The sequence below is a fragment of the Luteolibacter yonseiensis genome (assembly GCF_016595465.1).
GTDB classification, from domain to species: domain Bacteria; phylum Verrucomicrobiota; class Verrucomicrobiia; order Verrucomicrobiales; family Akkermansiaceae; genus Luteolibacter; species Luteolibacter yonseiensis.
In genome coordinates, this window is the sequence record NZ_JAENIK010000012.1 from 265,293 (window position 1) to 282,986 (window position 17,694).

At 60.4% G+C, this 17,694-nt stretch carries 6 protein-coding genes; 1 reads left to right on the forward strand and 5 read right to left on the reverse strand.

Annotated elements, in window-relative coordinates:
- Positions 1-53: 53 nt before the first annotated feature.
- From JIN84_RS16910 to smc, 3 genes are all read right to left on the reverse strand, one after another.
- Positions 54-4,589: a lamin tail domain-containing protein gene (locus JIN84_RS16910; protein WP_200352248.1), complete on the reverse strand. Its 4,536-nt coding sequence runs from the start codon at positions 4,587-4,589 to the stop codon at positions 54-56.
- Positions 4,590-4,769: 180 nt separating this feature from the next.
- Positions 4,770-6,110: a hypothetical protein gene (locus JIN84_RS16915; RefSeq protein WP_200352249.1), complete on the reverse strand. Its 1,341-nt coding sequence runs from the start codon at positions 6,108-6,110 to the stop codon at positions 4,770-4,772.
- Between the two features lie 263 nt (positions 6,111-6,373).
- Positions 6,374-10,156, reverse strand: coding sequence for a chromosome segregation protein SMC (smc, locus tag JIN84_RS16920; RefSeq protein WP_200352250.1), 3,783 nt, complete (start codon positions 10,154-10,156; stop codon positions 6,374-6,376).
- Between the two features lie 295 nt (positions 10,157-10,451).
- Between smc and JIN84_RS16925 the strand changes: the two genes are divergently transcribed.
- The gene (locus tag JIN84_RS16925; RefSeq protein ID WP_200352251.1) at positions 10,452-12,755 is read left to right on the forward strand and encodes a peptidylprolyl isomerase; all 2,304 of its coding nucleotides are present in this window, start codon (positions 10,452-10,454) and stop codon (positions 12,753-12,755) included.
- 325 nt (positions 12,756-13,080) lie between these two features.
- Here the strand turns inward: JIN84_RS16925 and JIN84_RS16930 are convergent, their stop codons facing one another.
- Both JIN84_RS16930 and JIN84_RS16935 read right to left on the reverse strand, forming a co-directional pair.
- A complete protein-coding gene (locus tag JIN84_RS16930; protein WP_200352252.1) occupies positions 13,081-15,768 on the reverse strand; it encodes a vWA domain-containing protein in 2,688 nt (895 codons plus the stop codon).
- Positions 15,769-15,832: 64 nt separating this feature from the next.
- Positions 15,833-17,602 (reverse strand): vWA domain-containing protein, encoded by a 1,770-nt coding sequence (locus tag JIN84_RS16935; protein ID WP_200352253.1) that lies wholly within the window; start codon positions 17,600-17,602, stop codon positions 15,833-15,835.
- Positions 17,603-17,694 lie beyond the last annotated feature (92 nt).

Sequence of the window (17,694 nt, forward strand, 5' to 3'; positions counted from 1 at the left end):
GGAGTGCAAGCGGAGTTGCGACATTCCTGCCGCAACGCGGGAATCCGCCGCAACTACCTCGGTGTGATGCTGATGCGGAGGAATCCGCCGTTTCCGACTGAGACAGGGGCGCGCCAGGTTTCGGTGACGGAGCCGTCGAAGTGGTCGGTGATGCTCGTGCGGACGGGTGTTTCGCCCCAGTTTCCGAGATTTTCGGAGTAGACCACATGATAATCGATATCCCCGGCATCGACCAGCCGCCGGAAGGTGATGGTCAGGTAATCGGCCTGCTGATCGGAAACCGTCAGCGGCTGGAGCCGGCCCGAGGGGAATGCGTTCGGCGAGTGCGGGTTGGTAAGGAGGGCGTATTCCAGAGAGTTGGGGATTCCGTCCGAATCGTCATCGTCCTCCGGACCTCCGGTGACGGAATTGTCGGTTTTCCAACGATTGAAATCCGTGTCATCCGCGAAGCCGGGAGCGCCTCCCGCGCGTCGGCTGGCCCGCCAGTTTACGGCGAGCTTCGGATCGGGCCGGGATTCCGGATCGACGAGTACCAGGCTCACTCCGTCGGTGTCCGCTTCGGCTGGCCAACTGCCTCCGGAGAGCTTGTAGGTGAAGTCGATGAGCGGGGCGGCCGTGTTCGCGGCCAGCAGCAGGAGCCGTTCGCCTTCATTCGCCAGGCTGCCGGTGTTCATCCCCGCGATGGGGCGTCCACCGCCGAAGCGGAATGCGAAGGCGGCGGGATTCGCGACGACGAGTGTGGATGCTCCCGGGGCGAGAACGCTGTCCGGCGGGAAGGTGAAGGTGATTCCCTTGTCGAAGTAACATCCGCTGAGATCCACATTGCTCTGACCGACATTACGGACTTCCAGGTATTCGAACATTTTCCCATCGTTGAATCCCGCGGCCACTTCCGAGGGAGTGGCATTGGAAGGCTTGTAGAGAAACTCGCTGATCACGATCGGCAGATCGCCGGTGTTTTCTCCGGCGATGAATTTCACGGGTGCCGACCAATGGCTCCAACGGCCGGTCTTGTCCTGATGGCGCACCCGGGCGCGGTAGGCGCGGCCGGTTTTACAGACATTGCCTGGAAAAGTGTAGGTGCTGGAGAAGGCGGGGAGAGGTGCGGATTCGAAAGCAGCCTCCCATTCGAGCTTTACCTTCTTGGTCGGATCATAGGCCGGAGCGGTGGGATCGGTGATCTCGGCGACCCGCCATTGGATGGCGGCGAAGTCCGCGGTTCCCTGGGGATCCGCGAAGGCGGTGGTGCCGAAGGTGAGGGTGTTCGTGGGATAACCGGCCGGCCCTTGGTAGTTCAAGGTGGGAGTGACCGGCATCGCGGATCCTTCGCTGTTAGAAACGCCCAGTTGGAGGTTGTCCATGAAAGCGGCGCGGCTGATGACGGGGGAGTTGTCTCCGGGCCACTCGCCACCGGTCCACGCGAATTTCTTCATGTCGGCGACGAGGGCCGCGAGTGAGACGTTTCCGGCTCCGCCGATTCCGTTGTAGTTCCCGGCTTCGTTCGGACCGCCCTTCCAGCGGATGGTGTCGGCGGGAATGAACGGCGCGATGACGGCGGCGAACTGGTCCAGCAGCGGATTGATCTGATCCGGCTGCCACAGCAGGTCCCTCACCTCGCGGATGGAGTTGAAATAGGTCGGGTAAAGGCTGGTGAGCGGGGTGGCTCCGTCGAAGACCGCGGAATAGACCACATCCTTGCCTTCGTTCCATGTCGGCCCCCAGGTGGCATCCACATCATTCGGCATGATCCAGAGTTTTCCAAGGCGGTCGGTCTGGTCGGTGTGATCCGGTTGGAAGTAATAGGCGGCGTTGTTGTCGCCCGTCGGCCAGTAGTCATAGTGGCGCACGGCCTGGCAGAGGGCGTGGTAGGTGGACCATTTCTTGAAATTCACATAGCGGTTCACGAACGCGGCATCCTTGTCCTGGGTGAGATTTGCGAAGATGTTCTGATGGTCCGAGCCGTCGCTCACCGCGTCGGCGGCTTGGTAGCGTTGCTGGGAAGCTCCATCGGTGGCATCGCGGGTGAGCTTGTAGATGTTGCCTTTCTCCAGCTCGTGCGAGTCGATGAAATTGCTATCATAGTCCTCGTGGATCATGATGAGTCCCCAGAAATCCCCGTGATAGGCGTCCGATTGCTCTGCGGCGGTGGTGATGGTGCGGAAGTGACCCCAGTTCGAGCGCGGCGCGGGAATGCCGAGTTTTCTCCAGAGGTAGAAGTTCACGACCTCGTTGAGACAATAGGTGAGTGTCTCCCTGTTTTCCCAGCAGTTCTCAGCGGTGATGCTGTTCCACTTGGTCGGCGAGAGTTCTCCGTCGTTGTCACGGTTCTGGAAATCGTAGCCCTTGTTGAAGAAGAAGCGGAGCCCGCGCTTGCTGGTGAACTTGTAGCGCCCGTTGCCGCCATGCAGGCGGAACTTGATGTGGTCGTAAACGACGCCGTCGAAAACCATCGTGGCTTCCCAGTTTTCATAGGTCCAGCCGGGGGTGTTTCCCGTGAGCTGGTCGGCGGAGTTGTAGGCCACGCATTGGTCATAGTCCGCCTTCCTTGTCAGGAACTGGTAGACGGGCAGTGTTTTCAAAGTGGAGGCGGGGATGCCTTGGTAATCCGGCACGCCGTTGTAAACAAAGGCCGCGAAGTTCTTCGACTCATCATCCGCGAAAGGAGCCCGGGCGGATGCCCCGAGGGAATCCGTGGCGGTGACGCGATAGCGGACCAGCGAACGGTGCGCCTGTCCGGGGATCACGGCGGTGTAAACGCCATCACCGGAGACGGCGTCGCCATTGGTGCCGTTGTCGAGCATGATGACGTTGGTCCAGTTCGCGGGGTCTTCGAACGCGGGATTCGCGGGCCGTGGCTGGCTGGTGTCGATGTTGTGACTGACAATGGGGATCGGCAGATAGGCCGGGATGAAATTTCCCGGAGCAACGATCTGGTAGGACAGTTGCGCGCCTGCCACGCCGTTGGAATCCGACAGGCGTGCGGTGACGGTGATCGGGGTGTTCGCGGCAGGTTGCAACGGCAGGTGGGATACCTGCTCGATGTTCGGTGCGGCATTCAGGCTGAACTGATGGTTCTGGGCACCCGGTGACGCGACCTCTCCGGTGAGTTCGGCGGTGGGAGCCACGGAGGAGCGCCATGAACTTCCCTTCTTCGCATCAAGCGAGGGATTGACGAGTTCCATGGATGCCCCATCCCCGTTGGCCGCGCAGGGCCAGGGAAAACCCGAACTGTAGGTGACCTCCGCAACGACCGTGCCGCCGGAGTTTTTCAAGGTCAGTGCTTCCCCATCAGAACTCAGCGATTTGGCATAGGGCCCAAGTGCCGTGACACCCCAGAGGACCTGCACGGTCGCCGGATCCTCCGCGACCACCACATAGCCGCCCGGGGGAATGACCGTGCCTGCCGGGAAGGTGTATTCGATTCCGTCGCTCAAGGTCCAACCACCGATGTTCGCGGCGGTGGTGCTGAAATTATACAGCTCGACGAAGTCGCTGTGCACCGAGTTGTCCAAGCCGTTGTAGTGGATTTCATTGATGATGACCGGACCGTTCGCGGGCAGGGGAGGGAGGATGCCCTCCACGGTCGCGGATGCCGCGCTGTTACCGACGCTGTTGGTGGCGACGATCTGGTAGAAGTTCGGTTGGCCGCCGGTGGGGGATGGGTCGGTATACTCGCTCGCGGTCAGATTCTGAGCGATCATGGTGAACGGACCCGCCGCCGATGACGCCCGATAGACCTTGTAGGATTTGGCGCCGATGGCTTCGTTCCATTTCAAACGCGCTCCATTCGCCGAGGGATTTTGAGGTGCGGAGGGGGCTGTGCCGTTGGAGAGGGCGTATTTTCCGCGCAGGGCATCCTCATTCGCGACGACCTCGCCACTTGTGAGCGCGGTGTCGAAAATGATGATCTCGGCGATGTCTCCATTCAGATAGGGACCGACGGGGCCGGGGTGAGCGCCGATGCAGAGCTGGGGGTAAACATTGAGCGACTGCGTGCCGCTCGTGCCCGTCCCTCGGACCATCCGGTCCACAACGAGTTCGAGAGCGCCGGTCGAGCGTCTGCGGGTGAAGGTCGCGACATGAGGAGCGTTGTTGCCATAATTTACAGCGGGACCGGAATCCGATCTCAACGTGACGTCAGGATTCCCGGTGCCTGCCAGAATGCGGCCATTGTTGCGGATGCTCATACCGAAGTCGTTCACCACTCCGGGCCTCTCACCGCTGACCAGTCCCGAGCCCGCGTAGAAACTGTCGGACCCTCCCGCACCACCCGGTGTCTTGAACAGGATCATGATGGTGAAATCATCCTGCACAGGCCGGGGGAACATCATCAGTTGGGACCCGCTGAAACGTACCGCCGGGAATCCGTTCATCCCGGAGGTCGCGAGTGTGGGGGCGTTCGATCCGGCTTGGGCCAGATTTCCGCTGTGACTGGAATCCGCCCAGAGGACCACCGCCGCGCCGTCTGCGGCATTGATCGAGTCCGCTTTGAACCAAGCTTTCGGATTGGCGGCGGCCGCAGGACCGGAAAATGAGAAGCCTGAAACAAACGCGAGCAGACAACAGCGGGTGAACAAAGGGGAAATCATGGGGTTTCAAAGAGCGCTTGGCCGGACTTCGGGGAAGTGGGCACCTCGATGCCTCCATAAGTCATTGCCAAACCAACTCCATAACCGCATGTCACGCCCCCGACAACACCCCCCGTACGGGTCGGTGAGTGGATGAAAAATGGCAGATCCTATCCGCGGCAGCGAGAATTTCCGGCCCCCCTACTTGAAGAACCGTTTGAGGGTTCTTTGCTCGGCGGGGTCGAGCGCATCGCGCCAGACGCGATCGCCACCTTTGCCGGTTGCCTCGGTGTTTCCTCCTTGGGTGACGGACGTTGCGGATTTGTCCACCTCGTGCTCTCCGTCCTGAAGTTCCAACAAATCGCCGGGCGTCGAACGGGAAAGGTCCTTGGCTTCGAGGCCGGTCAACGCGCCGATTTCCACCCCCTCTTTTTCATTTCCGAGAACACCGGGTGAATGTCCGGGACCACGATCGATGCCGCCTTTGCCCGGTCCTTCGCCTTCCTTACCTTCACCTTCGCACTCTCCCTCACCATCTCCTGCGAGGAGTTCGTCGGACCAATCCTCACCCTCTCCCTGACCACCATTTTTCATGGCTTCCGAATGCTTCTTCAGATTCTCGCGGAGTTGCTGGATTTGTTCGGGCGAGAGATTCGCCATACCCTTCAGATCGAGTTTTTTCATCTGCTCCAGCAAAGCGGGGTTCGGCTTCATCGCACCATTCTGCAACCCTTGGAGGGCTTGGTCGAACTCCTCCATCATCCGGTTTTTCTCCGCCTGGTTCGCGGCACCCGCGTTTTTTTCAAGATTCGCAAGCGCCTTGTCAGCCCGGTCCAGCTCGCGTTCGACACGCCCGGACTCGGCGCGGTGGGATTTTTTCAATGAATCCGTGGCCTCCAATGATGAATGGCTGAACCACTGCTCTTCTTCCTGTGCCTTCAGTTCGTCCAAACGCTTGCGGGTGTCTTCCAGATACTTTTCATCGACGACCTCTTCCTTGGCCAGATGATCCAGTTCGGAATCCAACTGCTTCCATGCCTGGGGTTGTTCAGGTGCGGATGGCGGATTCGTGGTGAGGGCGGAAACGGGGATGAACAATCCGGCGGCCAACAAGGCCAGCGCGCCGAGCGGAGGGACGAGCAGTCTCGGCCACTGCCAGGTGAGACCCGCATCGGTTTTTTGCAAAGGAGCGGGCCAGGGAGCGACACCCGCCCGGGCGGCGGAGAGGGCGTTCCGCAACTGCATCGCGGCCTCCATCCGGACCATCGACTGCTCGGGTTTTTCAAATTTTCCCGCCGCCCATGCCCAGCATGCCAAGCCGATCAGGCACACGGCACCCGCGATGCAGGCCGCGAGGATCCATGGATCCGTGCCGGTGATCTCCCGCCTCACCACCAGCAACACCGCCGCACCCGCGAGCGCCGTGACGAGCAGGGGCGCGGAAAGGGATTCCAACCACCATGCGAGATTCACCTGCCGGGCCACCTTTCTCGCCTTTGCCTGCCAGTGGTCTCGATTGGAATTCTCCGGGCCGGATGTCATGTTCGGGAAAATACCGTAAACCCACGTGAATGCGATGGGAATTTTCCTGTTGCAGCGGGTTCATTCCAAGCGTCACACGGCATGCATGTCCTGTCCTTGGCAGGTTGCGCCGGACTGGTGGCCGAAACGGCGGTCGTCAGGATGAAGGCGCCGCGACTGTAAAAATTGAGGGCGGTGCGGGATCCACCCGGATCATCCGCACCACCCCCGGTTTCCCTCTCCAGTCTGGAGAATGTTTTACCTGTGGGACCCAACGGTCGCCATCACGCGTCCAGCCTGAGGGCGGCTTTCTGCGCGGCGCTTTTCGCCTCGGTCTTGTTGCCCTTGCCGTCGTCCGCGGTGAGACGCATGCCGACCGGCTTGGAAACCCCGAATTCCTCCATGGTCACGCCATACATCACGTCCGCGCGGGCCATCGTCCGCTTCGAGTGGGTGACGATGATGAACTGCGAGTTGTCGATGAAACGATCCAGCACCTTGACGAAGCGGTTGATGTTCGATTCGTCGAGCGGCGCGTCGAGCTCGTCGAGCACGCAGAACGGGCTGGGCTTGATCATGTAGATCGAGAACAGCAGGGCGACCGCGGTCATCGAGCGTTCGCCACCGGAGAGCAGTGTGATGGACTGGAGCTTCTTGCCGGGCGGCTTCGCGGTGACTTCGATGCCGGATTCCAGCGGATCGCTTTCATCCAGCAGCGTGAGGTCCGCCTCTCCCTTCTCGCCGAAGAGCTCCTTGAACATCTCACGGAAGTTGATTTTGACCTGGGCGAAGGTCTCGGCGAACAGACGCTGGGTTTCCGTGTTGATGCGGTCGATGACCTCAAGCAACTCGGTCTTGGAATTGACGAGGTCGTCGTGCTGGCCCTTGAGGAAATTGTAGCGTTCCTCAAGTTCCTCGAATTCCTCGATGGCGTCGAGGTTGACCGGGCCCATCGCGTCCAGGCGGCGCTTGATGTCGGCCACGATGGACTCGACGAAATCCCAGTCCGGCTCGCCGGTCATTTCGCCAGGGATCTCCACCGCATCCTCGCTGGTGCCGTCGATGACGACGGTGGGCATCTCATCGTCGTGTTCCTCGGATTCGTCGCCGGCGACGATCGACTGGCGGCCTCCACGACCTTGCATGGATTTCTGGGAAGCGATGCTGGCGAGAAGCGCGTGGGCGTCCGGTTCGAAGGTCGTGAGATCGACCTGATGGCGTTCTTGAATCGTCGTCGCGAGGCTCTCGATACGGAGGTCCAGCTTGGTGCAGGCGACTTCCTCGCGCCCCTTCTGTTCATTCACGCGCGAGTGGTCGCGGCGGATCGCGGCAAGCACGGTCTCGGCGGTTTCGATCGCTTCCAGCAGGGCGGTGCGGCCTTCCGAGCGGGAGTTGATCTCCACTTGAAGATCCTCGACTTCGGCGCGGTGGGATTCGCATTCTTCCAAAAGCCGGGCGTTCTCGGCCTGGGCCGCCTCGATGCGTTGGTCGAAGGATTCGATCTCCGTTTCGCGGCGGATGGCGACGTCGCGGAGTTCCGACAGCCGGGCCTCCATCGGCTTCTGCTGTTCTTCGGCGGACTGTTTGGCACGGCGCTCGACGGCGAGCTCGGTCCGCAGTTGGTTGAGTTCCTCGATGATGTCCTGCTCGCGGCGGACAATGGAATCCGACTCGGACTGCAGGCGGCGCGACTCGTTTTCGAGCGCTTCCAGCCGGTCTCTGGAGGATGCGAGCTCGCTCTCCATGTGCTCCCGTCCTTCGGCGGCGGTACGTTCGCGGTTCTCAAGCTCGCCCCGTTCCCATCGGACGTTCTCCAGTTTGGTTTCGAGGTTTTCCACCTCGCGGGTGGCGAGGCTGAGCTGGCCCTGCAGGGTGGAGAGATCGACCTTCTGGCGTTGGAGACGCTCGCGCGAAACCTCGACCTCCTCACGAAGCTGCTCAAGGCTGGACTCCAGTTGCGTCACGCGGTTTCTCGCGGCCTCATCCGCCGCGGCCAGCGCCTCCACCTCGGCGGCCAGCGTGCGGGCTTCGTTCTGGAGTTCGAGAACGGAGGTGCTGCCCTCCGTGCCGGCACCTCCACGGAGCATGCCCGCACCGGTGAGGATGACGCCTGCGAGTGTCACGAAGGTGACGCCGGGATGGGCCGCGCGGAGACGCAGGGCGGTGGCTTGGTTCGGAACGATGAGGACCTTTTCGAGCAACGTCTCGATGACCTTGGAGATCCGCTTGTCGGACTTCACCCGATCGAGCGCCCATGCGGTCGCACCTTCCGGGAGAGCCTCCATCTGCGTGCCGGTGGATTGACCGACGAAGGTTTCCGGAATGACGGCGGCGACGCCGAGCTGCTTTTCCGTCAGGCGGCCGATGATCGCCTCCGCCGTCGCCTGATCCTGGACGAGCACGGCCTGGAGGTGGTTTCCAAGGGCGGATTCCACAGCACGGGCGCAGGTGTTCTCCACCTCGATGAATGAGGCAAGCACGCCGTGGATGCCGGGCTTGAACGTGTCCGGCTGGCCGAGACCCTTGAGCACGTTCTGGGTGCCTTTCTCGAATCCTTCGCCGCTTTCGACAAGCTGGCGCACCGCGTCGAAGCGGGCGGATCGCTGGGCCAGGACCTTGTTGGATTCGACCGCGGCGGCGCGGGCTGCGTCCAGATCACCACGGGTGTGCTGGTAGGTGCGCTCGGCGGCTTGGAATGCTTCCGTCAGCTCGTCCAGCATCGAGGCGGTGTCCTGGACTTCGTTGGAAATCCGGGATTGCTCGGAGCGGGATTCCTCGATGGCCAGCGTCTGGCGTTGCTCTTCGTCGGCAAGCTGGCGGGCGCGTTCGCGGTTGCCTTCCAACTGGGCGAGCGCGCTTTCGATCTTGGCCTGCAGGGTGGCGATGACCTGCTGCGTGCGGTTGGCCTCGCCACGGGTTTCACGGAGGGAGGCCTCGATGCGTTCACGTTCGTCGCGGGTGCCCCTCGTCCGGGTTTCCTGTTCGGAAAGCTGGATCTCTTTTTCAGCGATGATGCGGCTCAACTGGTCCAGCGATTCGTTCGCAGCGATGAATTCGAACTCCTGCTTGGCAAGTTTCTCCCGTGTTTCAGCGATGTCCTCGTGATTCTGGCGGATGCGGGATTCCAGCTCCGCCTTGCGCTCCTCATTGAAATTGATGCGTCCGGATGCGGAATTCAGCGCGTTGCGGTGCTCGTTGAGGCGCTGGCGGAGTTCTGCGAGCTCGCCCTCGAAAATGCGGGCGGCGGTCCGGGCCTCGGTCACCGCTTCCTCCTTGGCGGGAAGCTGCATTTCCAGCTCGGTATCGCGGACTTCCAGGCCACGGATGGAGACCACCAGCTCGTCGCGCTGGGCGGTGAGTTCCACAAATTTCCTGTGGCTCAGGTGGGTGTCGAGCACGCGGGTATCGGCTGCGAGCGCCTGATAACGGCGTGCTTTGGCCACCTGGCGGCGGAGTGAATTCATCCGGCGTTCCTGTTCCGCAAGAACATCGGAAACCCGTAGCAGGTTCGCTTCGGTGAACTCGAGTTTCCGCAGCGCTTCCTTTTTCTCGCGCTTGAATTTGGTGATTCCGGCGGCTTCCTCGAACACCGCACGGCGTTCTTCCGGCTTGGACGAAAGAATCTGGTCGATCTGCCCCTGCGCCATGATCGAGTAGGCGGTGCGGCCGATCCCGGTGTCCATCAGCAGGTCGTGGATGTCCTTCAAACGGCAGAGAGTGCCATTGATCCGGTATTCCGACCGACCATCGCGGAAAACACGGCGGGTCAGCGAAACTTCGTTATAATCCACTTTCAGGGCTTCCTCGCAATCTCCCATCGTCAGGGTGACCTCGGCCATGCCGAGCGGTTTGCGCTTTTCCGTCCCGTTGAAAATGACATCCGCCATTTCTCCGCCGCGCAGGGCTTTCGCCGAGGTTTCGCCCAGCACCCAGCGGATCGCGTCGACGACATTGGACTTGCCGCAACCATTCGGACCGACGATGCCGGTCACCCCTTTGGCGAATTCGAACACGGTTTTGTCCGCGAACGACTTGAAGCCGTGGATTTCGAGAGTTTTCAGATACATTCCAGACGGTGGGTTGGAGGTTGGGCCCGAGAGGGAAGTGGGCGGAACAAGCTACCGTCTCATCCGGTATCTGCAACTGATGAAATCAAATGTGCGCTAGTGGTGGTGTTTGGCATCAGGAATTAATACCACATGTTGTGGTATGAAGTATTAAGGATTACTTAAGCAATATGCAGATGATCCAAGAAACGACTTCCGACGGATGAAACGGTGGGGTTTCCGAACTCCCGTACCATCTGAATCGGCAAAACACTTTGCCAGCCGTGTTTTTTCTGTAATCCTCATCACACTTGTCATGTCCAGACGCTCTCTTTCCTTGCTATCCGTTCTCACCGTGTGCGGCTCCTCCTTTGGCATGGCTGCCACGGAGGTCCCAGCTCCCGCAGCGCCAACCGATCTGAAGGTGAAAGCCTTGGGAATCAACTCGTTCCAGCTCACTTGGAAAGACAATTCCACGAACGAGCTCGGTTGGGAGATTCTTGCCGCAGTCGGAAAGACGACTCCGAAACGTTACCGGATGTATGTGAAGCCGAACGCCACTTCGCTCGTGCTCGTGACCAACGAACTGGCCGGAAAGACCCTGAGTTTCCAAATCCGGGCCTATAACGGCGCGACGGCTCTGGAGAAATTCTCGAAGCCAACCGCGATTGTCTCCGCGACGGCGCTCAAATCCAAAACAACCGGGGCTCCCACGAATCTCGTGGTGAAATCCATCGAAGACGGCAGCGTCCATCTCGGTTGGAAAGACAACTCCACCGCCGAGGCGGGATATGTGATCGAATACAAGGAGACATCCGCAAAAAAATGGACGGCCATGTCGGCCGATCCCGGAATACAATTCAACGTGCCTGTTCCGAAGCTGGAACCGACGAAAAAATATTCGTTCCGGGTCAGGGGTGCTGTAGGCAATCCATTGAAATACACCGCTTATACCAACCAGGTCTCCGCCACGACCGTGGCGTTCCAAGCTCCCACCGGTCTGGTTGTCCAACCGGTCGCGGAAGGGGAGTTCTCCTTCAAATGGAAGGATAACACGACCGCGGAAGCGGGCTACGAACTTCAATACAAAGGACCTGACGATACGAAGTTCACTCCCCTCGATCCGTATTCCTCGGATACGACTTCCATTCCCAGCGTCCCGGGTGCCACCCCCAATGGGACCTACCAGTTCCAGCTCAGGGCGTTCCGCTTTGTCGGATCGACCAAGACCTACACGGGTTTCACTCCGGTCGTCTCGGCCAAGGCCAATCCGCTCATTGCCCCGACCGATCTGGTATCGAGCCTGCCTACGGACACTTCTGTCACCCTTACGTGGAAGAGTGCCTCCAAGGTGGCCACAGGGTATCAGATCCAATACCGTGAAGTGGGCGCGACCGACTTCAAAAGCGTCAGCACCGGGAAGGTTCTCACCTACAAGGTCGACAAGCTGGTCTCTGGAAAAACGTATGAATTCAAGGTCCGCAGCAACGTCGGTGAGGAATACTCCACGTTCACGGGAACGGCCCAGGGACTCACCAAGCACGGTTTCATCAGCGAATTGAATCCCCCGATCCTGACGGGAAACCAGTTTCTCTACTCGATCCAGACATCGTTCCCCACCGGAATCACCAATATGACCGTAACGGGACTGCCCGCCGGTCTGGTTTACAATTCCACGAGCCGGACGATCTCGGGGAAACTCACCACCGCGGGAACTTATACCGTCACTCTGAAGGTGACCTTCAGCGACGGCACGGTATCGACGCGGAGCCTGGTCCTGACTTCGGTGGGGACGAAACCGATCATCCTGCCACCCCACATCACTGTCGTCAGCGTTCCCCTCACGAAGCCACAAACCGTTCCGCTGACGGGCAGATTCGCGGATCTGGACACGCATGAAGCGGTTCGGGTGACGACAACGAAAGGAGTCTTCGATGTGATCCTTTATCCGGACTCCACACCGAAGACCGTTGAAAACTTCTTCAAATACGTTGATGCCAAGAGCTACGAAAACAGCTTCATCCATCGGTCACCGGCAAACTTCGTCGTCCAGGGTGGAGGATATACCCACACCACCGCCGATGGTTTCAAGAGCATTCCCACCTTCGGCACCGTGGTGAACGAGCCAGGGCTCTCGAACGTCCGCGGCACCATCGCAATGGCGAAAGTCGGAGGACAGCCCAACAGCGCGACCTCGCAATTCTTCGTGAATGTCGTGGATTCCCTTGGTCTTGACAGCGACAACGGCGGTTTCACGGTTTTCGGCCGGGTCCCTTCAAGCGGGATGACGGTGGTGGACAACATCAACGACCTGCCCACCGCGGATTATAACATCACGGTCGGAGCGAACGTGGTTCCGTTAACAGACCTGCCGGTGGATGCTCCCACCGCACCGGCCGTCCTTGATCCAGCCCAACTGGTGAAGATCACATCGGTGGTGGATGCTCCGATTCTCACCTACAGCGTTCTTCCGCAGGATTCCTCCATCGCCACGGCTGTCCTTGATGGCACGAATGTGGTCATCACCGCTGTTTCCAAGGGAAGCACGACCATTCAGGTGACCGCCACCGATCTCGACGGCCTGTCGGTCTCCCAATATATCCCGGTCACGGTGCCGTAAAGGCCGCACACACCTCTATCTAGCGCGGGGCCCTCAAGGATGTTGAGGGCTCCGTTTTTTGTTACCACACCAGAAGCAGAGCATTTTCAACACTCCCGGGATTTCCGCAGGACCTGGATCCCGTCGGGACGGAGGTCAGAATGATGGCGCTTCACGGCCAGGCCCTTAAAAGCAGCGAGTTCATCGGCAGGACGGAGCGGAATTTTCCATGCGACCGATCTGGTGAATCTGAAAGCAACGGCTTATCGCATATCCATCTCCCCTCCCGGTTAATGGAAATCGCATCGACGGTCATACCGATGGCCCGAGCAATTATCCGATGGGTTCATTTTCTCTCCTTTGCGCGCTGGAACCGCGCGCTTCTCGACGACTCTTCCGGCGGGACTGCGGGGCTTGTTTCGGATTCCACCTCGGGGGAGGGAGTCACCTCCTTCACAGGGAGGGGTTTCTGTTTCACGATCTTCCCGATCTTTGCAGCCGGTGCCCGCCGGGGCAGTGCGAGCATGGGCATTTTCCACCCTGTCCTCGTGAGCAGGGCCTCCGCCAGCGTGAGCAGCACCAGTGCGATCCCCAATGGGAGGCGCAGCGAAGTCTCTGCGACAAAAGGAGGCCGCTGCCAGGCTTTTGAAATATCCAGCAGCTCGCGGCCGCCGGTCTGATTGGAAACCGTGCGCAACTCCGCCAGCCGTTCGGGGTCGAACGACCATTCGACGGATGAGCCGACACTCAACGGGCCGAACTGCAATGCGTTCCCCCCCACCTGTACTGCCCCGCGCACGATGCTGCCCTCGTCCAGATCGCGTGTCAGAGAGAAATGACCCGGTGCGATCCTCCTCCATGGCAGATCGAGCGTGGCGCCGCCGATGTCGTCCTGCAGCCGGACCTTCGGAGGCATAGCGGAAAGTTTTTGAGACCACAGCGAGGTATCGTAGAGCAGGTCGAGGGTGAGTCTCGTGCCATCCAGGCGATGCCGCAGGGCGATGCCCGGCGGAGTGTCCTCGCCCATCAGGAAACGTCCCATCGTCTGCAGAAAGTCCCCGTAGCCAGGCCAGTTTCTGGCAGTTTCCGAAAATTCTCCTCCCAGGGGAAATGAAACCGCCGCGCTCCTTCCCAGTCCGCGTCGTGTGTGGGCTACCAGCGGCGCGAGATATTCGTCCGTGGAGACCAGCGAAACCGTCGCATCCTCACGGGCGTAAGAGAGGTTGTAGCCGTCCGCCTGTTTGAACCAGTCGATGGCTTTCGGAGAGATCTCCGACCAGCGTCCGGTCGCCTGGGCACCGACAGGCTCCTTGATGAAAGCGGACCTGGCGATGGTGACGGTTTCCTGTGCGAAGATCCGGGGGATGTCCATCGGCTGGTCTGAAAAGAAGATCCGGCCGTTTCCGCGTTTCGCGACATCGACGAGAAGGGCGGAATCCACATCCTTGTCCGTACCCAGTCCGATGACGGAGAGGGACGCGCTGTTGTCCGTCATTTCCTTGATGAGATTCTTGTAGTCGCCCGGTTCCTCTGAATCCTGCGCGTCGGAAAACAGGATGACGTGCCGTGTGCCCGCCGGTGATTTTTTCAACTCGTCCCATGCGGCCTTGAGTCCGTTGTAAACGAAGATGCCGCCTCCTGCCGAACGGATCTTGCGGGTTCTCGCCATCAGTTCGGGTTTCCTGTTGCCAACGGTTGTCAAAGGAATCGTCGTCGTCGGCTCGCTGTCGACGGCGAACACGGCGACCTGGTCCAGCGGTCCCAGCAGATCGATGGCATTTGCCGCTCCGGAGTTGGCGAGATCCATCTTGGTCCTGCCGCCACCGACCTCGACACTCATCGAGCCGGAGCGGTCCATCACGACGGCCAGCGCCACCGCCAGTTTGCGATGTTCGGACTTCAGCTCCATGGACACCGGCAACAGGGCATCGATGGGGGACTGGAAGTATCCTCCGGAGCCGAAGGAATGGTCCCCGCCAGCCATCATCAGGCCGCCACCCTGTTCGCGCACGAAGAAATCCAGCGATTTCATGAAATCTGAGGGAATCTCATGGGCCGGCACGTTGTTCAGGATCACGGCCCGTGCTCCGGCCAGAAGTCCGGGTTTCAACGCGGACGGGTCACTCACGGTTTCAACCGTGAAGTTCATCGCCGTCAGAGCCTTGGCGACCGGGTCATCCTGATAGCGTGTCGCCAGCAGGATGCGCGGGCCGCCGGTGATCTCGATCCAGCGCGTGGCCCGGTTGTTTCCCGGATGGGCGTCGTTTTCGGGGCGGATCTCAGCCTGGTATTCGAAGCCGCCGCCACGGGCGATGCGGTCGGTGAATTCCACCGTGCCGATGCCGTTGGCGAGTGTGACCGACGACTCGGTCAACGTCTGCCCGTTCCGTCTCAAAATCAGGGGAACCACTCCATCCGCCGCTCCCCGGACAGTGATGGAGATCAAAAACGGTTCTCCCACCTGAACCCGCTCCGGAAACCCGATGCGTGCGATCCGGAAATCGTTCTCCTTTTCCTCACGGATCAGACGGAAATCCAACGGGATTCCGCGTGCCTGCAACTGTCCGGAAGCTTCCTGGAGCGGCTCCGTGGAATAACCGTCTGTGAAGACCAGCACGCGCGAAGGACGTTTTTCATCGGTTTGTGCGGCGATGGATTGCAGGGCAAGCCCTGTTTGCGTGAGCTTGCGCGACCCGGTGAATGACGAACCGTCCGCACCCATTTCCGCGACCTCCGTGGCGTAGTTGATGAAATGAAGGGTGTCGCGGTGGCCGGGTTTGGACGATTCCAACAGCTTCTCCCATTCCGGCAGCCCTTTATCGATGAGATCTTCGGTCGAATCGGAACGGTCCAGGAGAACGTAAAGATCCAGCGAGTTCTGCTGATGCCGGATCACCGGCTCCGCCAATGCGACGATCGCAAGGACCATCAGGGCAGCCCGCAACGGCGCGTGCAGCTTCAGTCCGCGCCAGAACCACCCCGCCAGAGCGAGCGCGGGGATGAGGAGGAAGTATTCCGGAGCGGTGAAGGTCATGGGTGGAGATGGGTGTCCCGGCTTTCGGATTCGGAGAAAGCGTTGGCGGCATTCCGTCGGGTCGTCATGCGGTGGCGGTTTTGCGGGTGTTGAATCTCCATGATACCAGCAGCGCGGTGATCAAAAGGATGATCCAGACACGCCAGAGGGGATCAGGTTGGGTGTGGCGCCGGATGCCGGACTGGCTGGCGTCCGTGACGGCACCGGATTTTCCACAGGCGGAGAAGTCCGCCTCACGTGTATCCGCGAAGGAGACCGCCGCGTCGAGCAGGGTGGTTTCGTTCTGACGGATCGTCAGGAAACCTGGCGTGGCGGGCGCGTGCATGAGTGAGGCGGGAACCGGGAGTTTTTTCCCCACCGGATCGGTGACCGTCGCTTCAAGGGGAACACCGGGAAGGCTGGTGATCCGCAGGGGTTGGCCGGTTTCCAGGTTCAGCCTTGATGGCGAAACCTTGGCAGCACGGATGGACTCGGCGAAGCGGTGCAGCAGGACGATGAACGCCGGTTGGTTTTCGGCATTGGAAAGACGGAGATCGAAATTGAAACAAAGCTGCCGGGTTGCGGGTTGCTTGTCGGTCGCGGGTTTTTCCCTGAGGAAGATCAACGGCCGCTTCTCCTGCCACAGCAGCACGCTATCGCTGGGCAGCCTTTCGAGCTGGATGGTCTCGCGGACGAGCAACGACTGCCAGTTGAGTCCGTCGAGCAGCGGGCCCGCCTCCGCGACGATGCCTCCCTTGAGGTAGGCTCCGGTACGGGTGCTGTCTTCCACGAATACGATGGAATTCCCTTTTGGTGGCACCGGGTCCAACGGGTCATATGAGGTGATCGCAAGATCCGCCGTGGCGGCATCGTTCGTCGATGCCGCATGGTCCAGCGCCTCAAGGAGTTTCGCAGTCAGATCGGCGAAGGCCGGAGAGGTCGCGGTGAAGAGTTCGATTTTTTTCGGCTGGGGGGCGACCAGCGGCAGGGTGTCGTCCAGAGTGAACCTGTCGGGGGACAAGACGAGCCTTACATTTCCGGCCCCCTCGGGAAAAGCGCTCTGAAGGGTGACCAAGGCCCCGCCTTCAAGGCGGAAGGACCGCGGTTCCGTGCTGCCGTTGGAAGTTTGCAGCGACCATGTGCGATCCACGGGGGTTTTCGAATAGTTCCTTACCAAAGCTTTCCAAACGAGAGAACCTTCCTCCGTGGAGAAGCTGACTCCGGTGAATCCGACGTTGGCGATGGCTTCTCCAACCGCGAGAATCCGGGCGCCGAACGGCAGCGATTCGGCGGGTGTGTCTGTCAGGTAGATCACCGTTCCCTCGCGGGCCACGAGCGAACGGGCGAGGCGGAGGGCCTGGGTGGGATCGGTCAGTCCATCCAGCGGCTGCCACTTTTCCAATGCCGTTTTCAGTTCATCCAATGATTCTCCCGCATAAACCCGGGGCCGGCCGGGAGCGGACTCGATGACCGTGAACTCGATGGCCGAGGCGGGACCTTGGAAACCCGGCAGCACCGCGGACAGCCGTTCGATTCCTTCTTTTTTGAAAACACCCATGGAAGCGGAGGAGTCCAGCACCACGGCGATCCGCTGGACGCTGCCCTCCTTTTGCAAACGGGGTTCGGCGAGGAACCACGCGAGCAGGAGGATCGCCAACAACTGCATCCATAATGGCACGGAAGGAATGATGCGCTCGAGCCGTCTGCCGCTCGCCGCGTCGCGCCGGGTGCGTTCCAGAAGAAAAAGTGTCGAAACAGGCAGTTCGATGGCCTTCCTCTGGAGAAAATGGATCGCCAGCACGGCGGGGATGCCGAGCAGGGCGAGGAGTCCGAGAGGATTGGCGAGAGTGGGCATGAACAGGCTGATTCAGACGCGGGATGAAATTGGATGCCACGGAACCGCTTCACGAGGAGAATCGCTGGCTTGGTGGAATTTCATGTTTCAAT

Bases quoted from the DNA above. Each gene is read 5' to 3' on its own strand.
- JIN84_RS16935 (WP_200352253.1), bottom strand. From the start codon at position 17,602: ATGCCCACTCTCGCCAATCCTCTCGGACTCCTCGCCCTGCTCGGCATC.
- JIN84_RS16925 (WP_200352251.1), top strand. From the start codon at position 10,452: ATGTCCAGACGCTCTCTTTCCTTGCTATCCGTTCTCACCGTGTGCGGC.
- smc (WP_200352250.1), bottom strand. From the start codon at position 10,156: ATGTATCTGAAAACTCTCGAAATCCACGGCTTCAAGTCGTTCGCGGAC.
- JIN84_RS16915 (WP_200352249.1), bottom strand. From the start codon at position 6,110: ATGACATCCGGCCCGGAGAATTCCAATCGAGACCACTGGCAGGCAAAG.
- JIN84_RS16930 (WP_200352252.1), bottom strand. From the start codon at position 15,768: ATGACCTTCACCGCTCCGGAATACTTCCTCCTCATCCCCGCGCTCGCT.
- JIN84_RS16910 (WP_200352248.1), bottom strand. From the start codon at position 4,589: ATGATTTCCCCTTTGTTCACCCGCTGTTGTCTGCTCGCGTTTGTTTCA.